This is a genomic window from Candidatus Skiveiella danica (genome assembly GCF_022705245.1).
Classification (GTDB): Bacteria; Pseudomonadota; Gammaproteobacteria; order Burkholderiales; family Burkholderiaceae_C; genus Skiveiella; species Skiveiella danica.
Genome location: NZ_JAKJEW010000009.1, coordinates 21,698 through 39,650, shown reverse-complemented (window position 1 = coordinate 39,650; position 17,953 = coordinate 21,698). Strand labels below are relative to the sequence as shown.

Here is a 17,953-nt window from a genome sequence, read left to right as displayed (position 1 = left end):
AGACCCCGCATGACCGCCTCCACCTCGACCGGCGCCCACCCGCCCGCGGCGCCCAAACCCCTGTGGAGGAGCTACCTGGCCTTCCTCGGGCCGATGATTTTCAGCAACTTCCTGCAATCCGTCTCCGGCACCGTCAACAACATCTATCTGGGGCAGATGCTCGGTGTGAAGGCCATGGCAGCGGTGTCGGCCTTCTTCCCGGTGCTGTTTTTCCTGATCGCCTTCATGATCGGTCTCGGTTCCGGGGCGTCGGTCCTGATCGGGCAGGCTTGGGGAGCGCGAGAGCTGGATCGGGTCAAGGCCATTGCCGGCACGACGCTCATGACCGGCCTGATCGCCGGTCTGGTCGTGGCCGTTTTCGGCGGCAGCTTTGCCGACATGATGCTGGTGGCACTGGGCACGCCGGCCGACATCCTGCCCGGCGCCACCGCCTATGCCCGCATCATGCTGATCGCAGCACCCGGCGTGTTCACCTTTCTGCTCGTGACCTCCATGTTGCGCGGCGTGGGCGACACCCGCACCCCCCTGCTGACCTTGCTGATCTCCACCGCCGTCGGCCTCCTGCTCACACCGGCGCTGATCCGCGGCTGGCTCGGGCTGCCGATGATGGGCGTGACCAGCGGTGCCTGGGCGGCCGTGGCGTCGTACCTGATCGCGCTGGCCTGGACCGCACGCCAACTGCTGCGCCAGGGTCACGCGCTGGCCCCCGACGCGGGCTTCCGCCGCCACCTGCGCATCGACCGGGCGCTACTGGCCAAGGTGTTGCGCATCGGCCTGCCCACCGGGCTGTCGATGATGACGATCGCGATCGCGGAGATCTCGGTGCTGTTCCTGGTCAACCGCTTTGGCTCCCAGGCCACGGCCGCCTATGGCGCTGTGAACCAGATCGTGTCCTATGTGCAATTTCCGGCGATCTCGATTGCCATCACCGCCTCCATCCTGGGCGCGCATGCCATCGGCGCAGGCCGCACCCACACCCTGGGCGCGATTGCCCGCACCGGGCTGCTGCTGAACCTGGTGCTGACCGGCTCCTTCGTGATCGCCGGGTACCTGTTCTCGCGATCCGTGATCGGTCTGTTCATCACCGACCCAGCAGTGGTGGACTTGGCCCAGACGCTGCTCCACATCATGTTGTGGAGCAGCGTGATCATGGGCATGTCCATGGTGCTGTCGGGCCTGATGCGCGCCAGCGGCACGGTGCTGGTGCCCACGGCCCTGTCGATGCTGGCCATCGGTGGCATCCAGGTGCCGGTGGCCTGGGTGCTCAGCGGCATCTACGGCCTGAACGGCATCTGGGCCGCCTACCCGGTGGCCTTCCTGTGCATGCTGGCCATGCAGACGGCGTACTACCGGTTGGTCTGGCGCAAGCGCCCGATCCGCCGGCTGTGAGCGGGCTCAGCCCAGGTCGCTGACGGCGTCTGGCGGCATCCAGCGGTTCAGGTGCAGCACGTTGGCGCCCAGATGCGTCTTGGTGCGCGCCAGCTCGTGGCGCGCCACGGTGCGCAGGTGAACCTCGTCGGGGCCGTCGAGAAAACGCAGCGCACGACCCCAACTCCACAGCGCAGCCAACGGGGTGTCGGGCGTCAGGCCGATGGCGCCGAAGATCTGCATGGCACGGTCCAGCACGCGCGTCTGCAGCTGCGCGGCCACCAGCTTGATGGCCGACACATCCACGCGCGCGGCGGCGTTGCCCTGCTGGTCCATCAGCCAGGCCGCACGCAGCACCAGCAGGCGCGCCTGGTCGATCTCCACCCGGCTGTGGCCGATCCAGTCCTGCACGTTGGCGAAGTCCGACAAGTGCCGCCCGAAGGCCATGCGCTCCAGCGCGCGTTCGCACATGAGTTCCAGCGCCAGCTCGCACTGGCCGATGGTACGCATGCAGTGGTGCACCCGACCCGGCCCCAGGCGCGCCTGCGCCAGCGCAAAGCCGCCACCCTCTGTGCCCAGAAGGTGGGCCGCCGGCACACGCACGTTTTTGAACACCATTTCGCAATGGCCGTCGATGGCCAGGTGCGCCATCACCGGCATGTTGCGCACGATCTCGACGCCCGGCGCATCCATGGGCACCAGGATCATGCTGTGGCGCTGGTGCGCCGGCGCATCGGGGGCGTCGTTCGACACGCCCATCACAATGGCCAGCCGGCAGGCCGGGTGCAGCGCGCCGGTGATGAACCACTTGCGACCGTTGATGACATAGTCATCGCCGTCGCGCTGGATGCGGGTGCAGATATTGGTGGCGTCGGACGAGGCCACGTCGGGCTCCGACATCGCAAAGCACGAGCGGATCGCGCCTTCGAGCAGCGGCGCCATCCACTGGCGCGCCTGCTCGGGTGTGGCGGCCAGGTGCAGCAGTTCAATGTTGCCGGTGTCGGGCGCGCTGCAGTTGAACACCTCGGACGCCCAGGGCACGCGGCCCATGATCTCTGCGAGCGGCGCGTATTCCATGTTGCTCAGGCGCATGCCGGGCTCGTCGTCGCGCAGGTCGGGTAGGAACAGGTTCCACAGGCCGGCGGCGCGCGCCTGCGCCTTCAGCGGCTCGACCACGTCGCTGGGGTAGTAACCGGCGTCGGCATAACGTTGCCAGTCGCGGTTGGACGGCAGCACCAGGTCGTCCATGAAGCGCTGCACCTGTGCCTGCAGGTCCTGGACGCGGGGAGAAAAGGCAAAGTCCATGGTCGGGCTCCGTGGGGCCCTCACGGCGCGCCGGCCCTTGCTGGCGCGTCACGGGGTTCATGAGCTGGACTGTAAGCCCGCCTCACCCGAAACGGCTTCCGCGCCAGTAACCTGCAGGACAGACCCGCTCGCGACAGGCGCCAGCACGACCCACAACGCGCTTCGACAGCGTTTCACCGGAAAATATTGAAGAAAACCCGACTTTCCCAGCGCTGTATGGTCTTTATCAGCTATCCTTTTTGAACCAATCCATCGAACACCTGCGGGTATTGAAGGCGCAGCCGCAGTTCCCGCTTCAGGCGGGTGTTGTCCATCCGCCGTGACTCGCTCATGAAGCTCAGGAGCATCAGCGGCAGCGTGGCCTGTGCCGTATACCTGGGCACGCGCGGCGGGCGCGGCAGGCCGTAAAGGTCGGCGGCCTGATCGAAGTAGTCGCCCATCTTGAGTGCCGAGTCGTCGTTGACATTGACCACGCGTTGCGGCTTGCCGCGCCACAGGGCGGCGATGCAGGCCCGCGCCAGGTCGTCGGCGTGAATGTGGTTGGTATAGACGTCGTCGGCTTCGTCCAGCACCGGCGTGCCCTTGAGCAGACGACCGCGCGGCGTGCCGCCGTCGCGATCGGGCGCGTAGATGCCGGGAATGCGCAGGATGCTGGCGCGAACACCGGCGGCGCGACCCAGGTGCCGCACCAGCCGCTCGGCATCGACGCGGCGCTGCGCGCGCGGGGTGCGCGGCGCCAGCGTCCGGCTTTCCACCACCCAGTTCCCGCCACAGTCACCATACACCCCACTGGTGGAGCCGTAGACAAGCGAGCGCGGCGGTGTGCGCTGGCGCAGGACGCGCAGCAGGGTGCGTGTGCGCGGATCGATCCACCACCGCGTGTGGCCCTCCCCCGGCGGGGGCGCGAGGTGCACGACGCGGGTGGCCAGCGCGGCCAGCCGGCGCAGGCTCGCGGGGTCGTCCAGGTTGCCGGCCAGTGGCAGGATGCCCTGCGCCCGCAATGCCGGCAACCGCGCCGGGGTCGAGGTCAGCGCCAGCAGCCGCACGCGCGGCCCGAGGTCGCGCGCCACACGCGTACCGACGTCGCCGCAGCCCACGATAAGCACGCGCTCACGGCGAAAACGGAATGGCAGGGCGCCGAGGGAAGCTTGGTTTGAGGGCAAAACAGGGATTAAGGATCAAGGGATGATCCCCACAGGATACCGAAACCATGACCTGCACCCTCCGGTCACGGATCAATGGGCGCAGCTCCACGCCCGCCAGCTCATCAGGTTCATCGCAGCGGCAGGCTCACCCGCTCTCAGAATGGCTGCAACCAGGTCCGGGCCCACTGCGTCGCGGCCTCCAGGTTCTCCAAAGCCGAAGCGCTGGGGGGTTCACCCAGCTCAAAGCGCTCACCGCGGATGGCCAGCAGCGTGCAAGGCGGGGGCGCCACACCCTGCAAATCGACAAAGACCTGCATCAAGGCCTGGGGTGACAGGGCGTGCGTGGTGAAACTGGCGTCCTGCGCGGCCATCAAGGGCGTCACTTCAAATGGCCCGGTGCAACTCAGACTGGCATCCACGAAGAGAATCCGCGTGCGGCCGACCAGATCCAGCGCGTGCTCGACCTGCAACTGGTAGTCATCCAGAAACTCGACACCGGCACTGGCCGTCCATTCTGCTCGCAGCTGTTCGACACACAGCGGACCCAGCGCATCGTCCCCCCGGCTCAGATTGCCCCATCCGAACACCAGCAGAGGAAGCACTGGCTCCGGGGTCATGCCCCCGATCCGCCGGCGCCACTGACGTCATGCACGAATTCGCCCTGGGACCTGAACACGCGGTCGATCAGCGTTCCATCGGGCCCCACCAGAGCGATGTCCAGCGGCATTTGCCCGAGCGCATGGGTGGCACACGAAAGGCAGGGGTCATAGGCACGGATGGCCACTTCGATGTGGTTGAGCAGGCCTTCGGTCAACTCGTGTCCATCCAGATAGTCGCGCGCCACGGCGCGCACCGCTTCGTTCATGGCCTGGTTGTTGTGGGTGGTGGAGACGATCAGGTTGCACCGGGTGACCAGATCGTCGTCGCCCACATCGTAGTCGTGGATGAGGGTACCGCGGGGCGCCTCGATGACGCCCACGCCGCTGCGCTGGCGCGCGCCGGTGCTGACGAGGTCGCCCGACAGCAGGACGGGGTCGTCCAGCAACTCGGCAATGACCTCCACCGCGTGCAGCATCTCGATCATGCGCGCCCAGTGGTAGGCCAGCGAGGCATGCACCAGTTCGCCCCGGCCCCAGGCCACAAAGGCCTGGCGCTCGGATTCGGCGCGCGGTGTGGGAATGAAGTCGCAGTTTTGCACCCGCGCCAAGGGGCCCACCCGGTACCAGCCCTGCTCGCGCCCCAGGCTGCGCAGGTGGGGGAACTTCATGTAGCTCCAGGAGCGCACTTCTTCCTCGATCCGCTCCAGATAGCGCTGGTCGCTCACCCCATCGAACAGGATCTTTCCGTCGGCATCGCGCGCGCGCAGCACGCCCTCGTAAAAATCCATGGCGCCATCGGGGCGCACCAGGGAGAGCAGGTTGGAGCGAAAGCTGCCGAACCGGTTGTACAGCGCTGGATTCTGCGCATGGAGCTGTTTGGCCATGTCGACCGCATCCTGCGCCCAGGCCAGCATGTGGGGCAACTCGCGCTTCAGGCTGTCCCGCTCCTCGGCCGTCACCAGCTTGTTCACGCCGCCGGGCACCGCACCCGTGCCATGCACCCGCTTGCCCGCAGTGATGCGAATGACTTCCTGGCCGAACTTGCGCAGGAAGATACCCTTCCTGGCAATCTCGGGGTGGGCTTGCGCCACCCCCACGATGTTGCGTCTGGCCACCTCCGAGTCAAAGCCGAACAGCAGGTCCGGCGAGGACAGGTGGAAAAAGTGCAGCGCATGCGATTGCAGCATTTGCCCGTAGTGCATCAAGCGGCGCACGGCCAGCGCGCTGGCGGGTACCGGGATGGCGCCGATCACGCGGTCAAAAGCCTTGGACGCCGCCAGGTGGTGTGAAACCGGGCAGATGCCGCACAGCCGCTGCACCATGACCGGCACCTCCCAGTAGGGGCGCCCCTCAATGAACTTCTCGAACCCCCGGAACTCGACGATGTGCAGGCGCGCCTGCTGCACATGGTTGTGCTCATCCAGAAGCAGGGTGACCTTGCCATGGCCCTCCACGCGGGAAACCGGGTCGATCGCGACCCGCCGCAAGTTCTCGGGATGGGGTGCCGTTTCAAGTGCAAAACTCATCAGCAATCCTCCTCGCTAGTCATAGTGCATCAGTCCGTGTCCCAGATGGGGCGTGCGGCCGGCGATCAGGTCGTTGAAGAAGGCCCAGATCGCGTCCGCCGAGGGCGGGCAACCGGGCAGGAAGTAATCCACGTGCACCACCTCATGGATCGGATGCACCTGGTTCAGGGGCAGGGGCAGCTCCGGATCGTTGGGAATCTGGCTGTTGGCACTGATGCCGGTCTGGGTGCAATAGACATCCCGCAGAATCTTGCCGACATCGAGCTGGTTGCGCTGCGCCGGCAAGCCCCCGTTGATGGCGCAGGCGCCCACGGCCACGAGGGTCTTGCATTGGGCCCTGAACTCGCGCAGCACATGCACGTTCTCCGCATTGCACAGCCCCCCTTCGATGAGTCCGATATCGCAGCGGCCGAGGGTCTTGATGTCGGTCAGCGGGGAGCGGTCAAACTCCACGACTTCCAGAAGCTGCAGCAAGCGCTCGTCGATGTCCAGAAAAGACATGTGGCAGCCAAAGCAGCCCGCCAGCGAGACGGTGGCCATCTTGTACTTGCGCGGGGCGTGCAGCAGCGGCGCGCCTTCAGGTTCCCTCGTCATGTTGCATCCTTTTCAACCTGCTGGGAAACCGGGCTGATGTCAAAGCGGCGCTGCCCGATGGGTGTCGCAAAGCCCCTGCGTTTGGGCAAGAGGGCACCCACCGGGCAGATATGGGCCGCGCAGTCGTCGACTTGCAAGGCGCTGTCGCCCAGCAGCCCGCTGGGGCTGTTGACGATCAGGCGGGTCGCGATGCCGTGGCCGTCAATGGCAAACACGTTCTTGCCATCCACCATGGCGCTGGCGCGCACGCACAGGCCGCACAGGATGCAACGGTTCAGGTCCAGCAGCACATCGGCATGGCTGGCATCCACTGGTCGGTTGGGGTAGAGCTCCTCGAAATGGGGCCCGGTCATGCCCACCTCGTACGCCGTGGCCTGCAGAAGGCAATCCCCGCTTTTTTCGCACGAGGGACAGAAATGGTTGCCTTCGACGAACAGCATCTGCAACAGGGTCTTGCGCTGGGCGTTGAGTTCATCGGTATTGCTTTGCACTTCCTGACCGGCGCCGGCCATCACGGTGCACGCGGCGCCCGTGCGGCCATTGACCTTGACCGTGCACACGCGGCAGGAGCCATGGGGGCCGTATTCAGGCTTCCAGCACAGATGGGGAATGTAGTGGCCCGCCCGCGTGGCCGCCCGCAGGATGGTGTCGCCGGGCGCGAACTCCACGTCCCGCCCATCGAGCTCGAAGGTGCCCGGACTGAGGGCGTCAATGCGCTGATCGGTCATTCCTTGTTCTCCAGGTGGGCGGCGCTGTCGTCGCGGGCGGTAGCGAGCCGCGCCTGGGACAACTCGGCGTCCAAGTCAAATCCGGGCACGAAATGCAGCGACTGCAGATGGCGCTCATAGGCCGGTCGGAATCTGGCAATGGTGTCCCGCAGCGGGTTGCAGGCGGCGGCGCCGAGGCCGCAATGGGTGGTGCCGTGCATCAGCTTGTCCAGCTCGAACAGCACCTGCACGTCCGCAGCGGAACCGTCGCCGCGCTGGAGCTTTTCCATGCGGCGCACCACCAGTTTTGTGCCGACCCGGCACGGCGTGCAGAAGCCGCAGCTCTCGTGGGCAAAGAAGTGCGCGAAGTTGCGGGCCACGGAGAACATGTCGCGCGAGCGGTTGAACACCATGAAGGCTCCAGCGGTGGGCACATCTTCAAAGCCAATGCGGCGATTGAATTCGAATGCCGACAGGCACACCCCGGAGGGCCCTCCGACCTGCACCGCCTGCGTGTCGCGGGCGCCGCAGTCCTCCAGAATGCGGCCGATGCGGGTGCCAAACGGGTATTCATAGATGCCTGGGCGCTCACAGTCTCCGGAGACCGAGTGGATCTTGGTTCCCGTCGACTGAGGAGTCCCGATGCGCGACCACCATTCGCCGCCGTGCAGCGCAATATGGGTGACGGCGCTGAAGGTCTCGACGTTGTTGACGGTGGTGGGCTGCCCCAGATAGCCGCTTTCCACCGGAAACGGGGGGCGGATGCGCGGCGTGCCACGCTTGCCCTCAAGCGACTCGATCAGCGCGGACTCTTCGCCGCACACGTAGGCGCCCGCGCCGATGTGGATCCCGATGTCGAAATCAAAACCCACCCGACCCTGGATCGCCTCGCCCAGCAGGCGCTGCTCACGCCGCCGCTGCAACACCGCTTGCAGGCGCTCCAGCAGGTAGCGGTACTCGCCGCGCAGGTAGATCAGCCCGCGCCGCGCCCCCACGACCCAGGCGCCGATGGTCATGCCCTCGATCACGCCATCGGCATAACTCGTCAGCAACACCCGGTCCTTGAACGTGCCCGGCTCGCCCTCGTCGGCGTTGCAGACCACATAGCGGGTCTGGCCCGGGGCGTTGCGGCAGAGCTGCCACTTGGTCGCCGTGGCATAGCCGGCGCCGCCGCGCCCGCGCAGTTTGGAGCGCTTGAGATCGTCGAGCGTGCCCTGTGGCCCACGGGCGATGGCCGCAGCCAGTGCCTCTCCGGGTGCAGGCTGGGTGCCCAGCTTGACATCGGTCAGTCGGATCTGGTCGTCCACACGCGACCATTCGGGCGGCCACTGCGCTGGCGGAACCTGCGCCTCGATCAGCGCCGCAATATGTTCGATGCGCCCCGGATTCAATCGGGTCACGATCTGGTGGTGGTTGACCAGCAGCGCCGGCCCCTGATCGCACAAACCGGTGCAGGAGGCCAGCTCGATGCTGATCCGCCCATCCGCTCGAACCTGCCCGCGCGTGACGCCCAGACGCTCGCACAGATCGCGCATCAGGGCCTCATTGCCCAGCATGCGGTCGGTGATGTTGTTGCTGAACAGGACCCGATAGGTGCCGACGGGTCGGGTGTGGAGGAACCGGTAGAAACCGGCGACACCCTGCACATGGGCCAGCGCAAGGCCTAGCGCGCCGGCAATCTCGACCAGGTATTCCCTCGGCAGCCACCCCTGCAGCGTCTGCGCCTCCCGCAAAATCTGCACCAGGGCATGGGGCGATGCCTGATGGCGGGCGATCAGGCTCTGCAAAGATTCAGAAGACATGGTGTCCATCCGAGTGGGCGTGGAGTCCATGCTAACAAAACCCGGCGCGTACACCCCGCGGCAGCGGCCCATGCAGCGTGCCGGGTCGGTGAAACCTTGTTTGAGGGCAAAATCAGGAACTCTGGATCGGGTGACGATCCCCACAGGACAGCGAATCAATGACCTTCACCATCACCGTGCGGCCCAGCGGACGCAGTTTCACCACCGAACCCGAAGAATCCATCCTCACCGCGGGCATCCGTTCCGGGATAGGCCTGCCTTACGGCTGCAAGGACGGCGCCTGTGGTTCCTGCAAGTGCAAGAAGATCGAGGGCACCGTGGTGCATGGACCGCATCAGGCCAAGGCCCTGTCGGCTGACGAGGAAGCCGCCGGCTACGTGCTGACCTGCTGCGGCGTGCCGCACAGTGATGTGGTGCTTGAGTCGCGTCAGGTGACCGATGCCGGCGCTTTCCCAATCCGCAAGATGCCGGTGCGCGTGGCCAGGCTCGAGCGGCTGTCGCACGACGTCATGGGTATCACGCTGCAGTTGCCGGCCAACGACGTGATCCAGTTCCACGCCGGCCAGTACGTCGAGTTCATCCTGCGCGACGGCGCGCGCCGCTCCTACAGCATGGCCAACGCGCCGCACACCCTGATGCGCACCGTCCCCGGCGGCACGACGAGCGCGCCGATGATGGAACTGCACATCCGTCACATGCCCGGCGGCCTCTTCACCGACCAGGTGTTCAGCACGATGAAGGAGCGCGACATCCTGCGCATCGAAGGCCCCTACGGCAGCTTCTTCCTGCGCGAGGACTCCGCCAAGCCGGTCATCCTGCTGGCCTCCGGCACAGGCTTTGCGCCGATCAAGGCCGTGATCGAGCACATGCAGTTCATGGGCATCACCCGCCCCGCCACGCTGTACTGGGGCGGCCGGCGTCCGGAAGATCTCTACCTCGATGCCTGGGTCAAGGCGCAGGTCACCGCCATGCCCAACCTGCGCTACGTGCCGGTGGTGTCCGACGCCCTGCCCGAAGACGCCTGGAGCGGACGCACTGGCTTCGTGCACCGAGCGGTGCTGCAGGATTTTCCCGACCTCAGCGGCCACCAGGTCTACGCCTGCGGCGCACCGATAGTGGTTGACTCCGCCCGCAAGGACTACACGTCACTGGGCGGCCTGCCGGAAGACGACTTTTTTGCAGACTCCTTCACCAGCGAAGCGGACAAACACCCATGAAACGCAGAACCCTCCTCCTCACCACGCTGGCCGTCACGGCCGCCCTCAACGCCCCCGCCGCGCTCGCGCAGGGCAAGCCCATCCGCATCATCGTGCCCTATGCGCCCGGAGGACCCATCGACGTCACCGCGCGCCAGCTGGCCGAACGGGTGAAGGATTCGCTGGGCGTCGTGATCATCGAGAACCGCCCCGGCGGCGGCGGCAACATCGGCGCCGACGCGGTGGCCAAAGCCGCGCCGGACGGACTGACCATCGGCATTGCCGCCGTGGCCACGCACGCCATCAACCCCTGGCTGTTCAGCAAGATGCCCTACAACGCGGCCACCGACTTCGCGCCGATCACCCAGATGCTGCGCGTGCCCAACGTCCTCGTGATGAACGCCGACACGGCCGCCCGACTGAAGATCAACACGCTGGCCGACCTCATCGCCTATGCCAAGGCGAATCCGGCCAAGCTCAACTACGGCAGCGGCGGCAAAGGCAGCGCCGGCCACCTGGCGGGCGAGATGTTCAAGCGCGACGCCGGGATCTTCGCGGTGCACATCCCCTACAACGGCGGCAACCCGGCGCAGCTGGCGCTGCTGTCGGGCCAGGTCGATTTCAACTTCGACAACCTGGCCACCGCCGCGCCCAACATCAAGAGCGGCAAGCTCAAGGCGCTGGCCGTGACCACGGCCAAACGCAGCCCCGCTTTGCCCGAAGTGCCACCGGTGGCCGACACGCTCAAGGGCTTCGAGATCGACACCTGGTGGGGGCTGGTGGCGCCGGCCGGCACGCCGAAGGACGTAATCGCCCGGTACAACCAGGCCTTCGTGGCCGCGCTGAACTCGCCCGAGACCAGAACCCGCTACGCCGCGCTGATGGCCGAGCCCGCACCCGACACGCCCGAGGCCTTTGGCGCTTTCATGAAGCGCGAGTTGGCCAAGTACGAGCGCGTGGTGAAGGCCTCCGGAGCCAAGGTGGACTGAATTTCAGACTCTTCCGGCACTTCCCCAGCGTCGGATGGTCGTATTCAGCTACAAAAAATACAGTAACTTCGCCTTTGTGCGCCGGCCAGGCGCGCCGCACGGGGTTCAGCTGCCCTCAAGCCGCGCCAATGGCCTCGCGCACGGCCGGCAGTTGGCGGCGCGAGACGGCCAGCAGCTCGTCCAGCCCCTGCAGTCGCAGCGCCCAGCCATCGCCTTCTTCCGGGTCGTGGTGCTTCTCCAGCGCGCGCACCGCATGCCGCGCGACCAGCGCGTTGCGATGCACGCGCAGGAAACGCGACCCGAAGCGATCCTCCAGCTCGTTGAGGGATCCATCCAGGATGTAGCTGCGCGCCGCGGTGCGTACCGTCAGGTACTTCAGTTCGGCCTTGACGTACAACACCTCGACCAGCGGCACGCGCTCGGTGCGCCCGCGCTCCTGGATGACCAGCGCCTCATCCGGTGCCTCAGGCGCCGGCCGCAGGGGCAGCAGGCGCTGCACCTTCTGCAAGGCGGCCTGCAGCCGATCCAGCCGCACCGGCTTGGTCAGGTAATCCACCGCCTCCACCTCGAAGGCCTGCAGCGCGTGCTGCGCATGCGCCGTCACGAACACCACCCGCGGCGCGTCGGGCAGGCTGCGCAGCACCTGCGCCAGCTTCAGGCCGTCGGCACCAGGCATGTGGATGTCGAGCAGGGCCAGGTCGAAGCGCTCGCGGCCCAGCCACTGCAGCGCGTCGGTGGCGTTGGCGGCCTCGCCAACCACCTCGGCGGCCGGCGCGGTGCACTCGCCCAGCAGCCGGCGCAGGCGCGACCGGGCCAGCGCCTCGTCGTCCACGATCAGCACCCGCAAGCTCATGGCGCCCCCCCCTCGTGCGGCAGCGGCACCTCGATCCGCACCTGGTACAGGCCATCGACCAGCGCGGTGCGGAAGGTGCCCTGCAGGTCGTGCAGCAGGCCCAGGCGCTCGCGCACATTGGCCAGCGCCAGCCCGTGCCCGCGCGGCCCCTGGCCGGCAGGCACCGTGTTGGTTACCTTGATCACCGCCATCGTGCCTCGGCGCTCGGTGGAAATCCGGATCTCCGCGCCAGTGTCACTGGGCTCCACGCCGTGCTTGACGGCGTTTTCCACCAGCGGCTGCAGCAGCAGCGGCGGCAAGGTGGCGCTGCCCGCCGCGTCGTCGAGCTGCCACTGCACGCGCAGGCGCTCGCCGAAGCGCGCCTGCTCGATCTGCAGATAGTGCCGCGCCAGCGCGATCTCCTGCGTCAGCGTGGCCGATGCGCCCTGCTCCGCCAGCGCATGGCGAAACAGCTCGGCCAGATCTTCCAGAATGGACTCGGCGCGTTCGGGCTCTTCGCGCACCAGCGCAATCGCGGTGTTCAGCGTATTGAACAGGAAATGCGGCCGGATGCGCGATTGCAGCTCGGTCAGGCGCGCCATGGTGGCAGCCGGGGTGCGCCCCTTCACGCGCCAGACCAGCGCCGCCACCAGCATCCCGGCCAGCAGTGCACCGGCGCTGGCGCTGGCCAGCCAGGGCGCTGGATCGGCGAAACCGGCCAGGGCCAGCAGGCCGCAGCCATACAGGCCGGCCAGCGCGCCCAGCCCCACGCCAGCGGCGACCTGCACCCCCAGGCGCTGGCGCGCCAGCGGCTTCTTGAGGCTGCACCCTGCAATCAGCCAGGCCAGCGTGGCCGGCAGCGCGCCGCCGGTCACGATCGAAGTCCGGGCCAGCCAGTCGAGCAGACTGGCGGTGCCGAACATCGCGCCCACGGCCACCACCGCCACCACAAACAGCACCGCGCGCAGAATCACGCCGACATGGCAGGCGTCGAACACCAGCGCGTGCTCGCCCCGCCCCGACGCGGGCTGCGGGGGCAGATCCTGGAAGGTCGATAAAATTTGCGAGTCGTTCATCCGGTAACGGGGCTGATGCCGCATTATTGGTGATCCCCCGCCGCAACCCAAATGCCGACCCCGTCCAGGGGCTCCCGCCCCCACCGCCATGACCCAAAACCAATTCGACAAGAAATCTGAAGCCTGGTCCGCCCTGTTCTCCGAGCCCATGAGCGAACTGGTCAAGCGCTACACCGCCAGCGTGTTCTTCGACAAGCGCCTGTGGCTGGCCGACATCACCGGCAGCCTGGCGCACGCGGAGATGCTGGCCGCGCAGGGCATCATCGGCGCGCAGGACTACGCCGATATCCAGCGCGGCATGGCGCAGATCCGCGCGGAGATCGAGTCCGGCGCCTTCGAATGGAAGCTGGACCTGGAAGACGTGCACCTGAACATCGAGGCCCGCCTGACGCAGCTCGTGGGTGACGCCGGCAAGCGCCTGCACACCGGGCGCAGCCGCAACGACCAGGTAGCCACCGACGTGCGCCTGTGGCTGGTCGCGGAGATCGACCTCATCAACGGCCTGCTGACCGACCTGCAACGCGCGCTGGTGGACGTGGCCGCGCAGAACGTGGACGTCATCCTGCCCGGCTTCACCCACCTGCAGGTGGCCCAGCCGGTGAGCTTTGCCCACCACCTGCTGGCCTATGTGGAGATGTTCAGCCGCGATGCCGAGCGCATGGCGGATGTGCGCCGGCGCGCCAACCGCCTGCCGTTGGGCTCTGCAGCGCTGGCCGGCACCACCTATCCGCTGGACCGCGAGCGCGTGGCCCGCACCCTGGGCATGGTCGACGCGCAGGGCCATCCGCAGGTCTGCCAGAACAGCCTGGACGGCGTGAGCGACCGCGACTTCGCGATCGAGTTCACCGCCGCCGCAAGCCTGTGCATGGTGCACATCAGCCGTTTCAGCGAGGAGCTGATCCTGTGGATGAGCCAGAACTTCGGCTTCATCAAAATCGCCGACCGGTTCACCACCGGCTCGTCGATCATGCCGCAGAAGAAAAACCCCGACGTGCCCGAACTCGCGCGCGGCAAGACCGGCCGCGTGGTCGGCCACCTGATGGGCCTGATCACCCTCATGAAGGGCCAGCCGCTGGCCTACAACAAGGACAACCAGGAAGACAAGGAGCCGCTGTTCGACACCGTGGACACGCTCAAGGACACGCTGCGCATCTTTGTCGAGATGGTCGGCGGCCAGCTGAACCCCGCCACGGGCCGGAAGGAAGGCGGCATCACCGTCAACCCCGTCGCCATGGAAGACGCCGCCAAGAAGGGCTACGCCACGGCCACCGACCTGGCGGACTACCTGGTGAAAAAAGGCCTGCCCTTCCGCGACGCGCACGAAACGGTGGCCCATGCGGTGAAGGCCGCGCAGAGCCACGCCTGCGACCTGTCGGAGCTGCCGCTGGCCGTGCTGCAGGGCTTCAATGCGTCGATCGAGAAAGACGTGTACGACTGCCTGAGCCTGCGCGGCAGCCTCAACGCCCGCAACACGCTGGGCGGCACCGCGCCCGCGCAGGTGCAGGCCCAGATCGAACGGCACCGGGCGCGGCTGGGCTGATCAGGGCTACCTGGACACCGACGACGCTGTCACGCACGCCATGGGCCAACCCGACTCGCGCCCCCTCGACATTCGCGTCGACCGCACATTCACCGACCCACGGGTCATCGACCTGCTGCGCGAGCATCTGGCCGGCATGCATGCCCATTCACCGGCCGAGAGCGTGCATGCGCTCGACCTGGACGGCCTGCGCCGGCCCGAGATCACCTTCCTGACTGCCTGGCGGGATGATCAGCTGCTCGCCTGCGGTGCGATCAATGAGCTGCTGGCCAGCAGCCCTGGCCAGGCCGGGCATGGCGAAATCAAGTCCATGCGCACCACGGCGCGCCATCTGCGCCAGGGTGCGGCCCGCGCCCTGCTCACCGAATTGCTGGCGCTCGCGCGCCAACGCGGCTATGCACGGGTCAGCCTGGAAACGGGCAGTGCGCCGGCTTTCGAGCCGGCGCTGGCGATGTACCGCCAGTTCGGTTTCGTGGACTGCGGGCCCTTTGCGGACTACCGAGCAGACCCGTTCAGCCGGTTCATGACCCTGGCGCTCGTTGGCACCTGAGCGGTTTTTGTGGAGGGCCGCCGTCGCTCAGGCTTTGTCCGCGGGTTGCCCTTCCATGAACAGCTCCGCCACCAGCACCCGCAGCCACTGGTTCGCCGCATCCCCGTGAAAGCGCTCGTGCCAGCACTGGCGCACCACGAAGGCCGGCACCTCGATCGGTGAGGGCAACTGGCCCAGGGAGTGGTTCACGGCCAGCGTCAGGGCGGCGCTGCGAGGCACCAGCGCGATCAGGTCGGTTCCGGTGACGATGGCCGGCAACACCAGAAAATTCTGCACCCGCAGCACGATGCGCGAGGCCAGGCCACGGTCCACCAGCGCCTGCTCCACGGCGCTGTGCCCGGTGCCGTGAGGCACCACCACCGCGTGGTGAGCGACGGCAAATCGCTCGGCATTCATGGCACCGCCCAGCAGCGGGTGGTCGGGTCGCGTGATGGCCACGTAATGCTCGCGAAACAGCCGCTGCTGGTAGAAGCCGGGCGCCATGTCGGGCAGGTTGCCGATGGCCAGGTCCACCTCGCCGCGCTCCAGGGCGGCCTGGGGGTTCAGGTCGGGCATGGGCAAGGTGGTCAGCGTTACACCCGGCGCCGCATCGCGCAGGCGCGCCAGCAGCCGGGGCAGGAAGAAGGCTTCGCCCAGGTCGGTGAGGAACAGGGTGAAGTGCCGCCGGTCGTGCGCCGGGTCGAACTGCGAGCGCGCCTGCAGCGTGCCGCGCAACATGGCCAGGGCCTCGCGCAGCGGCGCGGCCAGGCGCTCGGCATGCGGCGTGGGCTCCATGCCGCGGCCGGTGCGCACGAACAGCGCATCGCCGGTCAGGCGGCGCAGCCGACCCAGCGCGTTGCTCACCGTGGGCTGGGCCAGGCCCAGGCGCTGGGCGGCGCGCGAGATCTGGCGCTCGGCATACACCGCCTCGAACACCAGCAGCAGGCTCAGATCGGCGCCGGAGGGTGCCGCATCATTCTTCAAAGGAATAAAAGTATTTGTCGCCATTCGTTGCAAGGATTGTTTGGCGATCCTACAGTCCAACCCCATAAACACAAGAGGAGACATGACGATGCTGGACGGATTCACGCCCTGGCCGCCGGAGTTGGCGCAACGCTTCCGCGCCGGCGGCTACTGGGAAGGCCTGACGCTCTGGGGCATGGTGGCGCGCACCGTGGCCCGCCTGCCCGACAAGGTGGCGCTGGTGGCCGGCGAACGCCGCGAAACCTACGGCGATCTGGACCGAACCAGCGCCCGCCTGGGCGCCGCGCTGCTGCGCCAGGGCATCCGCCCGCTGGACCGCGTGGTGCTGCAGCTGCCCAACGTCCCGGAGTTCGTACACTGGTACCTGGCGCTGGTGCGCATCGGCGCGATTCCGGTGCTGGCACTGCGCGCGCACCGCCACACCGAGGTGCGGCACTTCATCCGTGCCTCGGGCGCGGTGGCCTATGTGGTGCCCGATGTGGCGCACCATTTCGATTACCGGCCCATGGCCACGCAGATGCAGGGCGAATTCGCCGGCCTGCGGGTGTTTGTGGTGGGCGAAGCCGGCGCCGGGCAGACGTCGCACGCCGCGCTGCTGCAGGGCCTGACGGACGACGAGGGGACTGCAGAAATCCGCGCCGCCGAGGCGGCCGTGGACCCCGCCGACGTGGCCACCATGCTGCTGTCGGGCGGCACCACCTCGCTGTCCAAGCTGATCCCGCGCACCCATGAGGACTACGTGCTCAACGCCCGCCTGTGCGGCCGGGCCGGTGGCTTTGACGAGCAGACGGTGTTCATGGCCATCCTGCCGCTGGGGCACAACTACAACCTGGCCTCGCCGGGCATCCTGGGCGCCTTCTACACCGGCGGCACCGTGGTGTTGGCGCCGGGCACGGACACGGCCGAGATCTTCCGCCTGGTCGAACAGGAGCGCGTGACCGTGATTGCGGCCGTGGTGCCGCTGATCAGTGCCTGGCTGGCCTCGGACGAGCCGAAGCGCTTCGACCATTCGTCACTCAAGGTGGTGCAGAACGGCGGCGCGCGCCTGGCCCCCGAGCTGCGCCAGCGCCTGATCAGCGAGCTGGCCTGCACGCCGCAGGAAATCTACGGCACCGCCGAGGGCCTGATCAACATGACCCGGCTGGACGACCCGTTGGAGCTGATCCTGCACAGCTCGGGCCGGCCGGTGTGCGAGGACGACGAGATCGCGGTGGTGGACGACGACGGCCGGGAAGTGCCCGATGGCGAGGCCGGCGAGCTCATCACGCGCGGGCCCTACACCATCCGCGGCTACTACCGGGCGCCGGAGAAGAACAGCGAGGCTTTCACTTCGGATGGCTTCTACCGCATGGGCGACATCGTGCGCAAATGGGGTCGCAACATCCAGGCCGAGGGCCGGCGCAAGGACCTGATCAACCGCGGCGGCGAGAAGATCAGCTGCGAAGAGGTCGAGAACTTCATCCACCGCCACCCGGCGGTCAAGTCCGCCTGCCTGGTGGCCATGCCCGACCCGGTGTTCGGCGAGAAGGCCTGCGCCTTCGTCATCCTGCGCGAGGGTGAAAGCCTCACGTTCGAAGCGCTCATTGCCTTCCTGCGCAGTTTGCAGATCGCCAGCTACAAGCTGCCCGAGCGGCTGGAGGTGGTGTCGCAGTTCCCGCTCAGCCCCGTGGGCAAGATCCTCAAGCGCGAACTGCGCGACACCATTGCCGCCCGGCTCGATGCCGAAGCCGGCGTGTGAAGTGAAACAACCCCCTGAGGCGC

Annotated in this window: 16 protein-coding genes; 6 read left to right on the top strand and 10 right to left on the bottom strand. The window is 67.4% G+C overall.

The annotated features are described in order from the left end of the window. Nucleotides 1-9: 9 nt before the first annotated feature. Nucleotides 10-1,389, top strand: a complete 1,380-nt coding sequence (locus tag ACMUOY_RS07035; RefSeq protein WP_413891988.1) for an MATE family efflux transporter — start codon at nt 10-12, stop codon at nt 1,387-1,389. Between the two features lie 6 nt (nt 1,390-1,395). Here the strand turns inward: ACMUOY_RS07035 and ACMUOY_RS07030 are convergent, their stop codons facing one another. From ACMUOY_RS07030 to ACMUOY_RS07000, 7 genes are all read right to left on the bottom strand, one after another. Then, on the bottom strand, nt 1,396-2,673 hold the full coding sequence (locus tag ACMUOY_RS07030; RefSeq protein WP_413891987.1) for an acyl-CoA dehydrogenase family protein: 1,278 nt from the start codon (nt 2,671-2,673) through the stop codon (nt 1,396-1,398). Nucleotides 2,674-2,903: 230 nt separating this feature from the next. Next, nucleotides 2,904-3,836, bottom strand: coding sequence for an SDR family oxidoreductase (locus tag ACMUOY_RS07025; protein WP_413891986.1), 933 nt, complete (start codon nt 3,834-3,836; stop codon nt 2,904-2,906). A gap of 137 nt (nt 3,837-3,973) precedes the next feature. Next, nucleotides 3,974-4,435, bottom strand: a complete 462-nt coding sequence (locus ACMUOY_RS07020) for a hydrogenase maturation protease (RefSeq protein WP_413891985.1) — start codon at nt 4,433-4,435, stop codon at nt 3,974-3,976. Continuing rightward, complete coding sequence (locus ACMUOY_RS07015; RefSeq protein ID WP_413891984.1) at nt 4,432-5,943, bottom strand: Ni/Fe hydrogenase subunit alpha; 1,512 nt, start codon at nt 5,941-5,943, stop codon at nt 4,432-4,434. The genes ACMUOY_RS07020 and ACMUOY_RS07015 overlap by 4 nt, the downstream gene beginning before the upstream one ends. A gap of 15 nt (nt 5,944-5,958) precedes the next feature. Further along, nucleotides 5,959-6,537, bottom strand: coding sequence for an NADP oxidoreductase (locus ACMUOY_RS07010; RefSeq protein ID WP_413891983.1), 579 nt, complete (start codon nt 6,535-6,537; stop codon nt 5,959-5,961). Beyond that, nucleotides 6,534-7,265 (bottom strand): 2Fe-2S iron-sulfur cluster-binding protein, encoded by a 732-nt coding sequence (locus tag ACMUOY_RS07005; RefSeq protein WP_413891982.1) that lies wholly within the window; start codon nt 7,263-7,265, stop codon nt 6,534-6,536. Before ACMUOY_RS07005 ends, ACMUOY_RS07010 begins: the two co-directional genes overlap by 4 nt. Then, nucleotides 7,262-9,046, bottom strand: coding sequence for an NAD(P)H-dependent oxidoreductase subunit E (locus ACMUOY_RS07000; RefSeq protein ID WP_413891981.1), 1,785 nt, complete (start codon nt 9,044-9,046; stop codon nt 7,262-7,264). The genes ACMUOY_RS07005 and ACMUOY_RS07000 overlap by 4 nt, the downstream gene beginning before the upstream one ends. A 158-nt stretch (nt 9,047-9,204) precedes the next feature. Between ACMUOY_RS07000 and ACMUOY_RS06995 the strand changes: the two genes are divergently transcribed. Together ACMUOY_RS06995 and ACMUOY_RS06990 are read left to right on the top strand one after the other, a co-directional pair. Beyond that, entirely contained in the window at nt 9,205-10,263 is a 1,059-nt protein-coding gene (locus ACMUOY_RS06995; protein ID WP_413891980.1) for a CDP-6-deoxy-delta-3,4-glucoseen reductase, read from the top strand. Continuing rightward, complete coding sequence (locus ACMUOY_RS06990; protein WP_413891979.1) at nt 10,260-11,231, top strand: Bug family tripartite tricarboxylate transporter substrate binding protein; 972 nt, start codon at nt 10,260-10,262, stop codon at nt 11,229-11,231. Before ACMUOY_RS06995 ends, ACMUOY_RS06990 begins: the two co-directional genes overlap by 4 nt. Nucleotides 11,232-11,346: 115 nt before the next feature. On the opposite strand, the gene ACMUOY_RS06985 is transcribed toward ACMUOY_RS06990, so the two are convergent. Then, entirely contained in the window at nt 11,347-12,084 is a 738-nt protein-coding gene (locus ACMUOY_RS06985) for a LytR/AlgR family response regulator transcription factor (protein ID WP_413891978.1), read from the bottom strand. Continuing rightward, complete coding sequence (locus ACMUOY_RS06980; protein WP_413891977.1) at nt 12,081-13,139, bottom strand: sensor histidine kinase; 1,059 nt, start codon at nt 13,137-13,139, stop codon at nt 12,081-12,083. The genes ACMUOY_RS06985 and ACMUOY_RS06980 overlap by 4 nt, the downstream gene beginning before the upstream one ends. A gap of 88 nt (nt 13,140-13,227) precedes the next feature. On the opposite strand from ACMUOY_RS06980, the gene argH reads away from it, so the two are divergent. Together argH and ACMUOY_RS06970 are read left to right on the top strand one after the other, a co-directional pair. Next, a complete protein-coding gene (gene argH, locus ACMUOY_RS06975; protein ID WP_413891976.1) occupies nt 13,228-14,679 on the top strand; it encodes an argininosuccinate lyase in 1,452 nt (483 codons plus the stop codon). Nucleotides 14,680-14,719: 40 nt separating this feature from the next. Next, on the top strand, nt 14,720-15,229 hold the full coding sequence (locus ACMUOY_RS06970) for a GNAT family N-acetyltransferase (RefSeq protein ID WP_413891975.1): 510 nt from the start codon (nt 14,720-14,722) through the stop codon (nt 15,227-15,229). 27 nt (nt 15,230-15,256) lie between these two features. On the opposite strand, the gene ACMUOY_RS06965 is transcribed toward ACMUOY_RS06970, so the two are convergent. After that, nucleotides 15,257-16,216, bottom strand: coding sequence for a LysR family transcriptional regulator (locus ACMUOY_RS06965; RefSeq protein ID WP_413891974.1), 960 nt, complete (start codon nt 16,214-16,216; stop codon nt 15,257-15,259). Between the two features lie 58 nt (nt 16,217-16,274). On the opposite strand from ACMUOY_RS06965, the gene ACMUOY_RS06960 reads away from it, so the two are divergent. Next, complete coding sequence (locus tag ACMUOY_RS06960) at nt 16,275-17,930, top strand: (2,3-dihydroxybenzoyl)adenylate synthase (RefSeq protein ID WP_413891973.1); 1,656 nt, start codon at nt 16,275-16,277, stop codon at nt 17,928-17,930. Nucleotides 17,931-17,953: the final 23 nt, after the last annotated feature.

What these genes read in the sequence shown, in the direction of transcription:
- ACMUOY_RS07000 (WP_413891981.1), bottom strand. Translation starts at nt 9,046, where the DNA reads ATGTCTTCTGAATCTTTGCAGAGCCTGATCGCCCGCCATCAGGCATCG.
- ACMUOY_RS07020 (WP_413891985.1), bottom strand. Translation starts at nt 4,435, where the DNA reads ATGACCCCGGAGCCAGTGCTTCCTCTGCTGGTGTTCGGATGGGGCAAT.
- ACMUOY_RS07030 (WP_413891987.1), bottom strand. Translation starts at nt 2,673, where the DNA reads ATGGACTTTGCCTTTTCTCCCCGCGTCCAGGACCTGCAGGCACAGGTG.
- ACMUOY_RS07015 (WP_413891984.1), bottom strand. Translation starts at nt 5,943, where the DNA reads ATGAGTTTTGCACTTGAAACGGCACCCCATCCCGAGAACTTGCGGCGG.
- ACMUOY_RS06965 (WP_413891974.1), bottom strand. Translation starts at nt 16,216, where the DNA reads ATGGCGACAAATACTTTTATTCCTTTGAAGAATGATGCGGCACCCTCC.
- ACMUOY_RS06990 (WP_413891979.1), top strand. Translation starts at nt 10,260, where the DNA reads ATGAAACGCAGAACCCTCCTCCTCACCACGCTGGCCGTCACGGCCGCC.
- ACMUOY_RS07010 (WP_413891983.1), bottom strand. Translation starts at nt 6,537, where the DNA reads ATGACGAGGGAACCTGAAGGCGCGCCGCTGCTGCACGCCCCGCGCAAG.
- ACMUOY_RS06985 (WP_413891978.1), bottom strand. Translation starts at nt 12,084, where the DNA reads ATGAGCTTGCGGGTGCTGATCGTGGACGACGAGGCGCTGGCCCGGTCG.
- ACMUOY_RS06970 (WP_413891975.1), top strand. Translation starts at nt 14,720, where the DNA reads ATGGGCCAACCCGACTCGCGCCCCCTCGACATTCGCGTCGACCGCACA.
- ACMUOY_RS06995 (WP_413891980.1), top strand. Translation starts at nt 9,205, where the DNA reads ATGACCTTCACCATCACCGTGCGGCCCAGCGGACGCAGTTTCACCACC.
- ACMUOY_RS06960 (WP_413891973.1), top strand. Translation starts at nt 16,275, where the DNA reads ATGACGATGCTGGACGGATTCACGCCCTGGCCGCCGGAGTTGGCGCAA.
- ACMUOY_RS06980 (WP_413891977.1), bottom strand. Translation starts at nt 13,139, where the DNA reads ATGAACGACTCGCAAATTTTATCGACCTTCCAGGATCTGCCCCCGCAG.
- ACMUOY_RS07035 (WP_413891988.1), top strand. Translation starts at nt 10, where the DNA reads ATGACCGCCTCCACCTCGACCGGCGCCCACCCGCCCGCGGCGCCCAAA.
- argH (WP_413891976.1), top strand. Translation starts at nt 13,228, where the DNA reads ATGACCCAAAACCAATTCGACAAGAAATCTGAAGCCTGGTCCGCCCTG.
- ACMUOY_RS07005 (WP_413891982.1), bottom strand. Translation starts at nt 7,265, where the DNA reads ATGACCGATCAGCGCATTGACGCCCTCAGTCCGGGCACCTTCGAGCTC.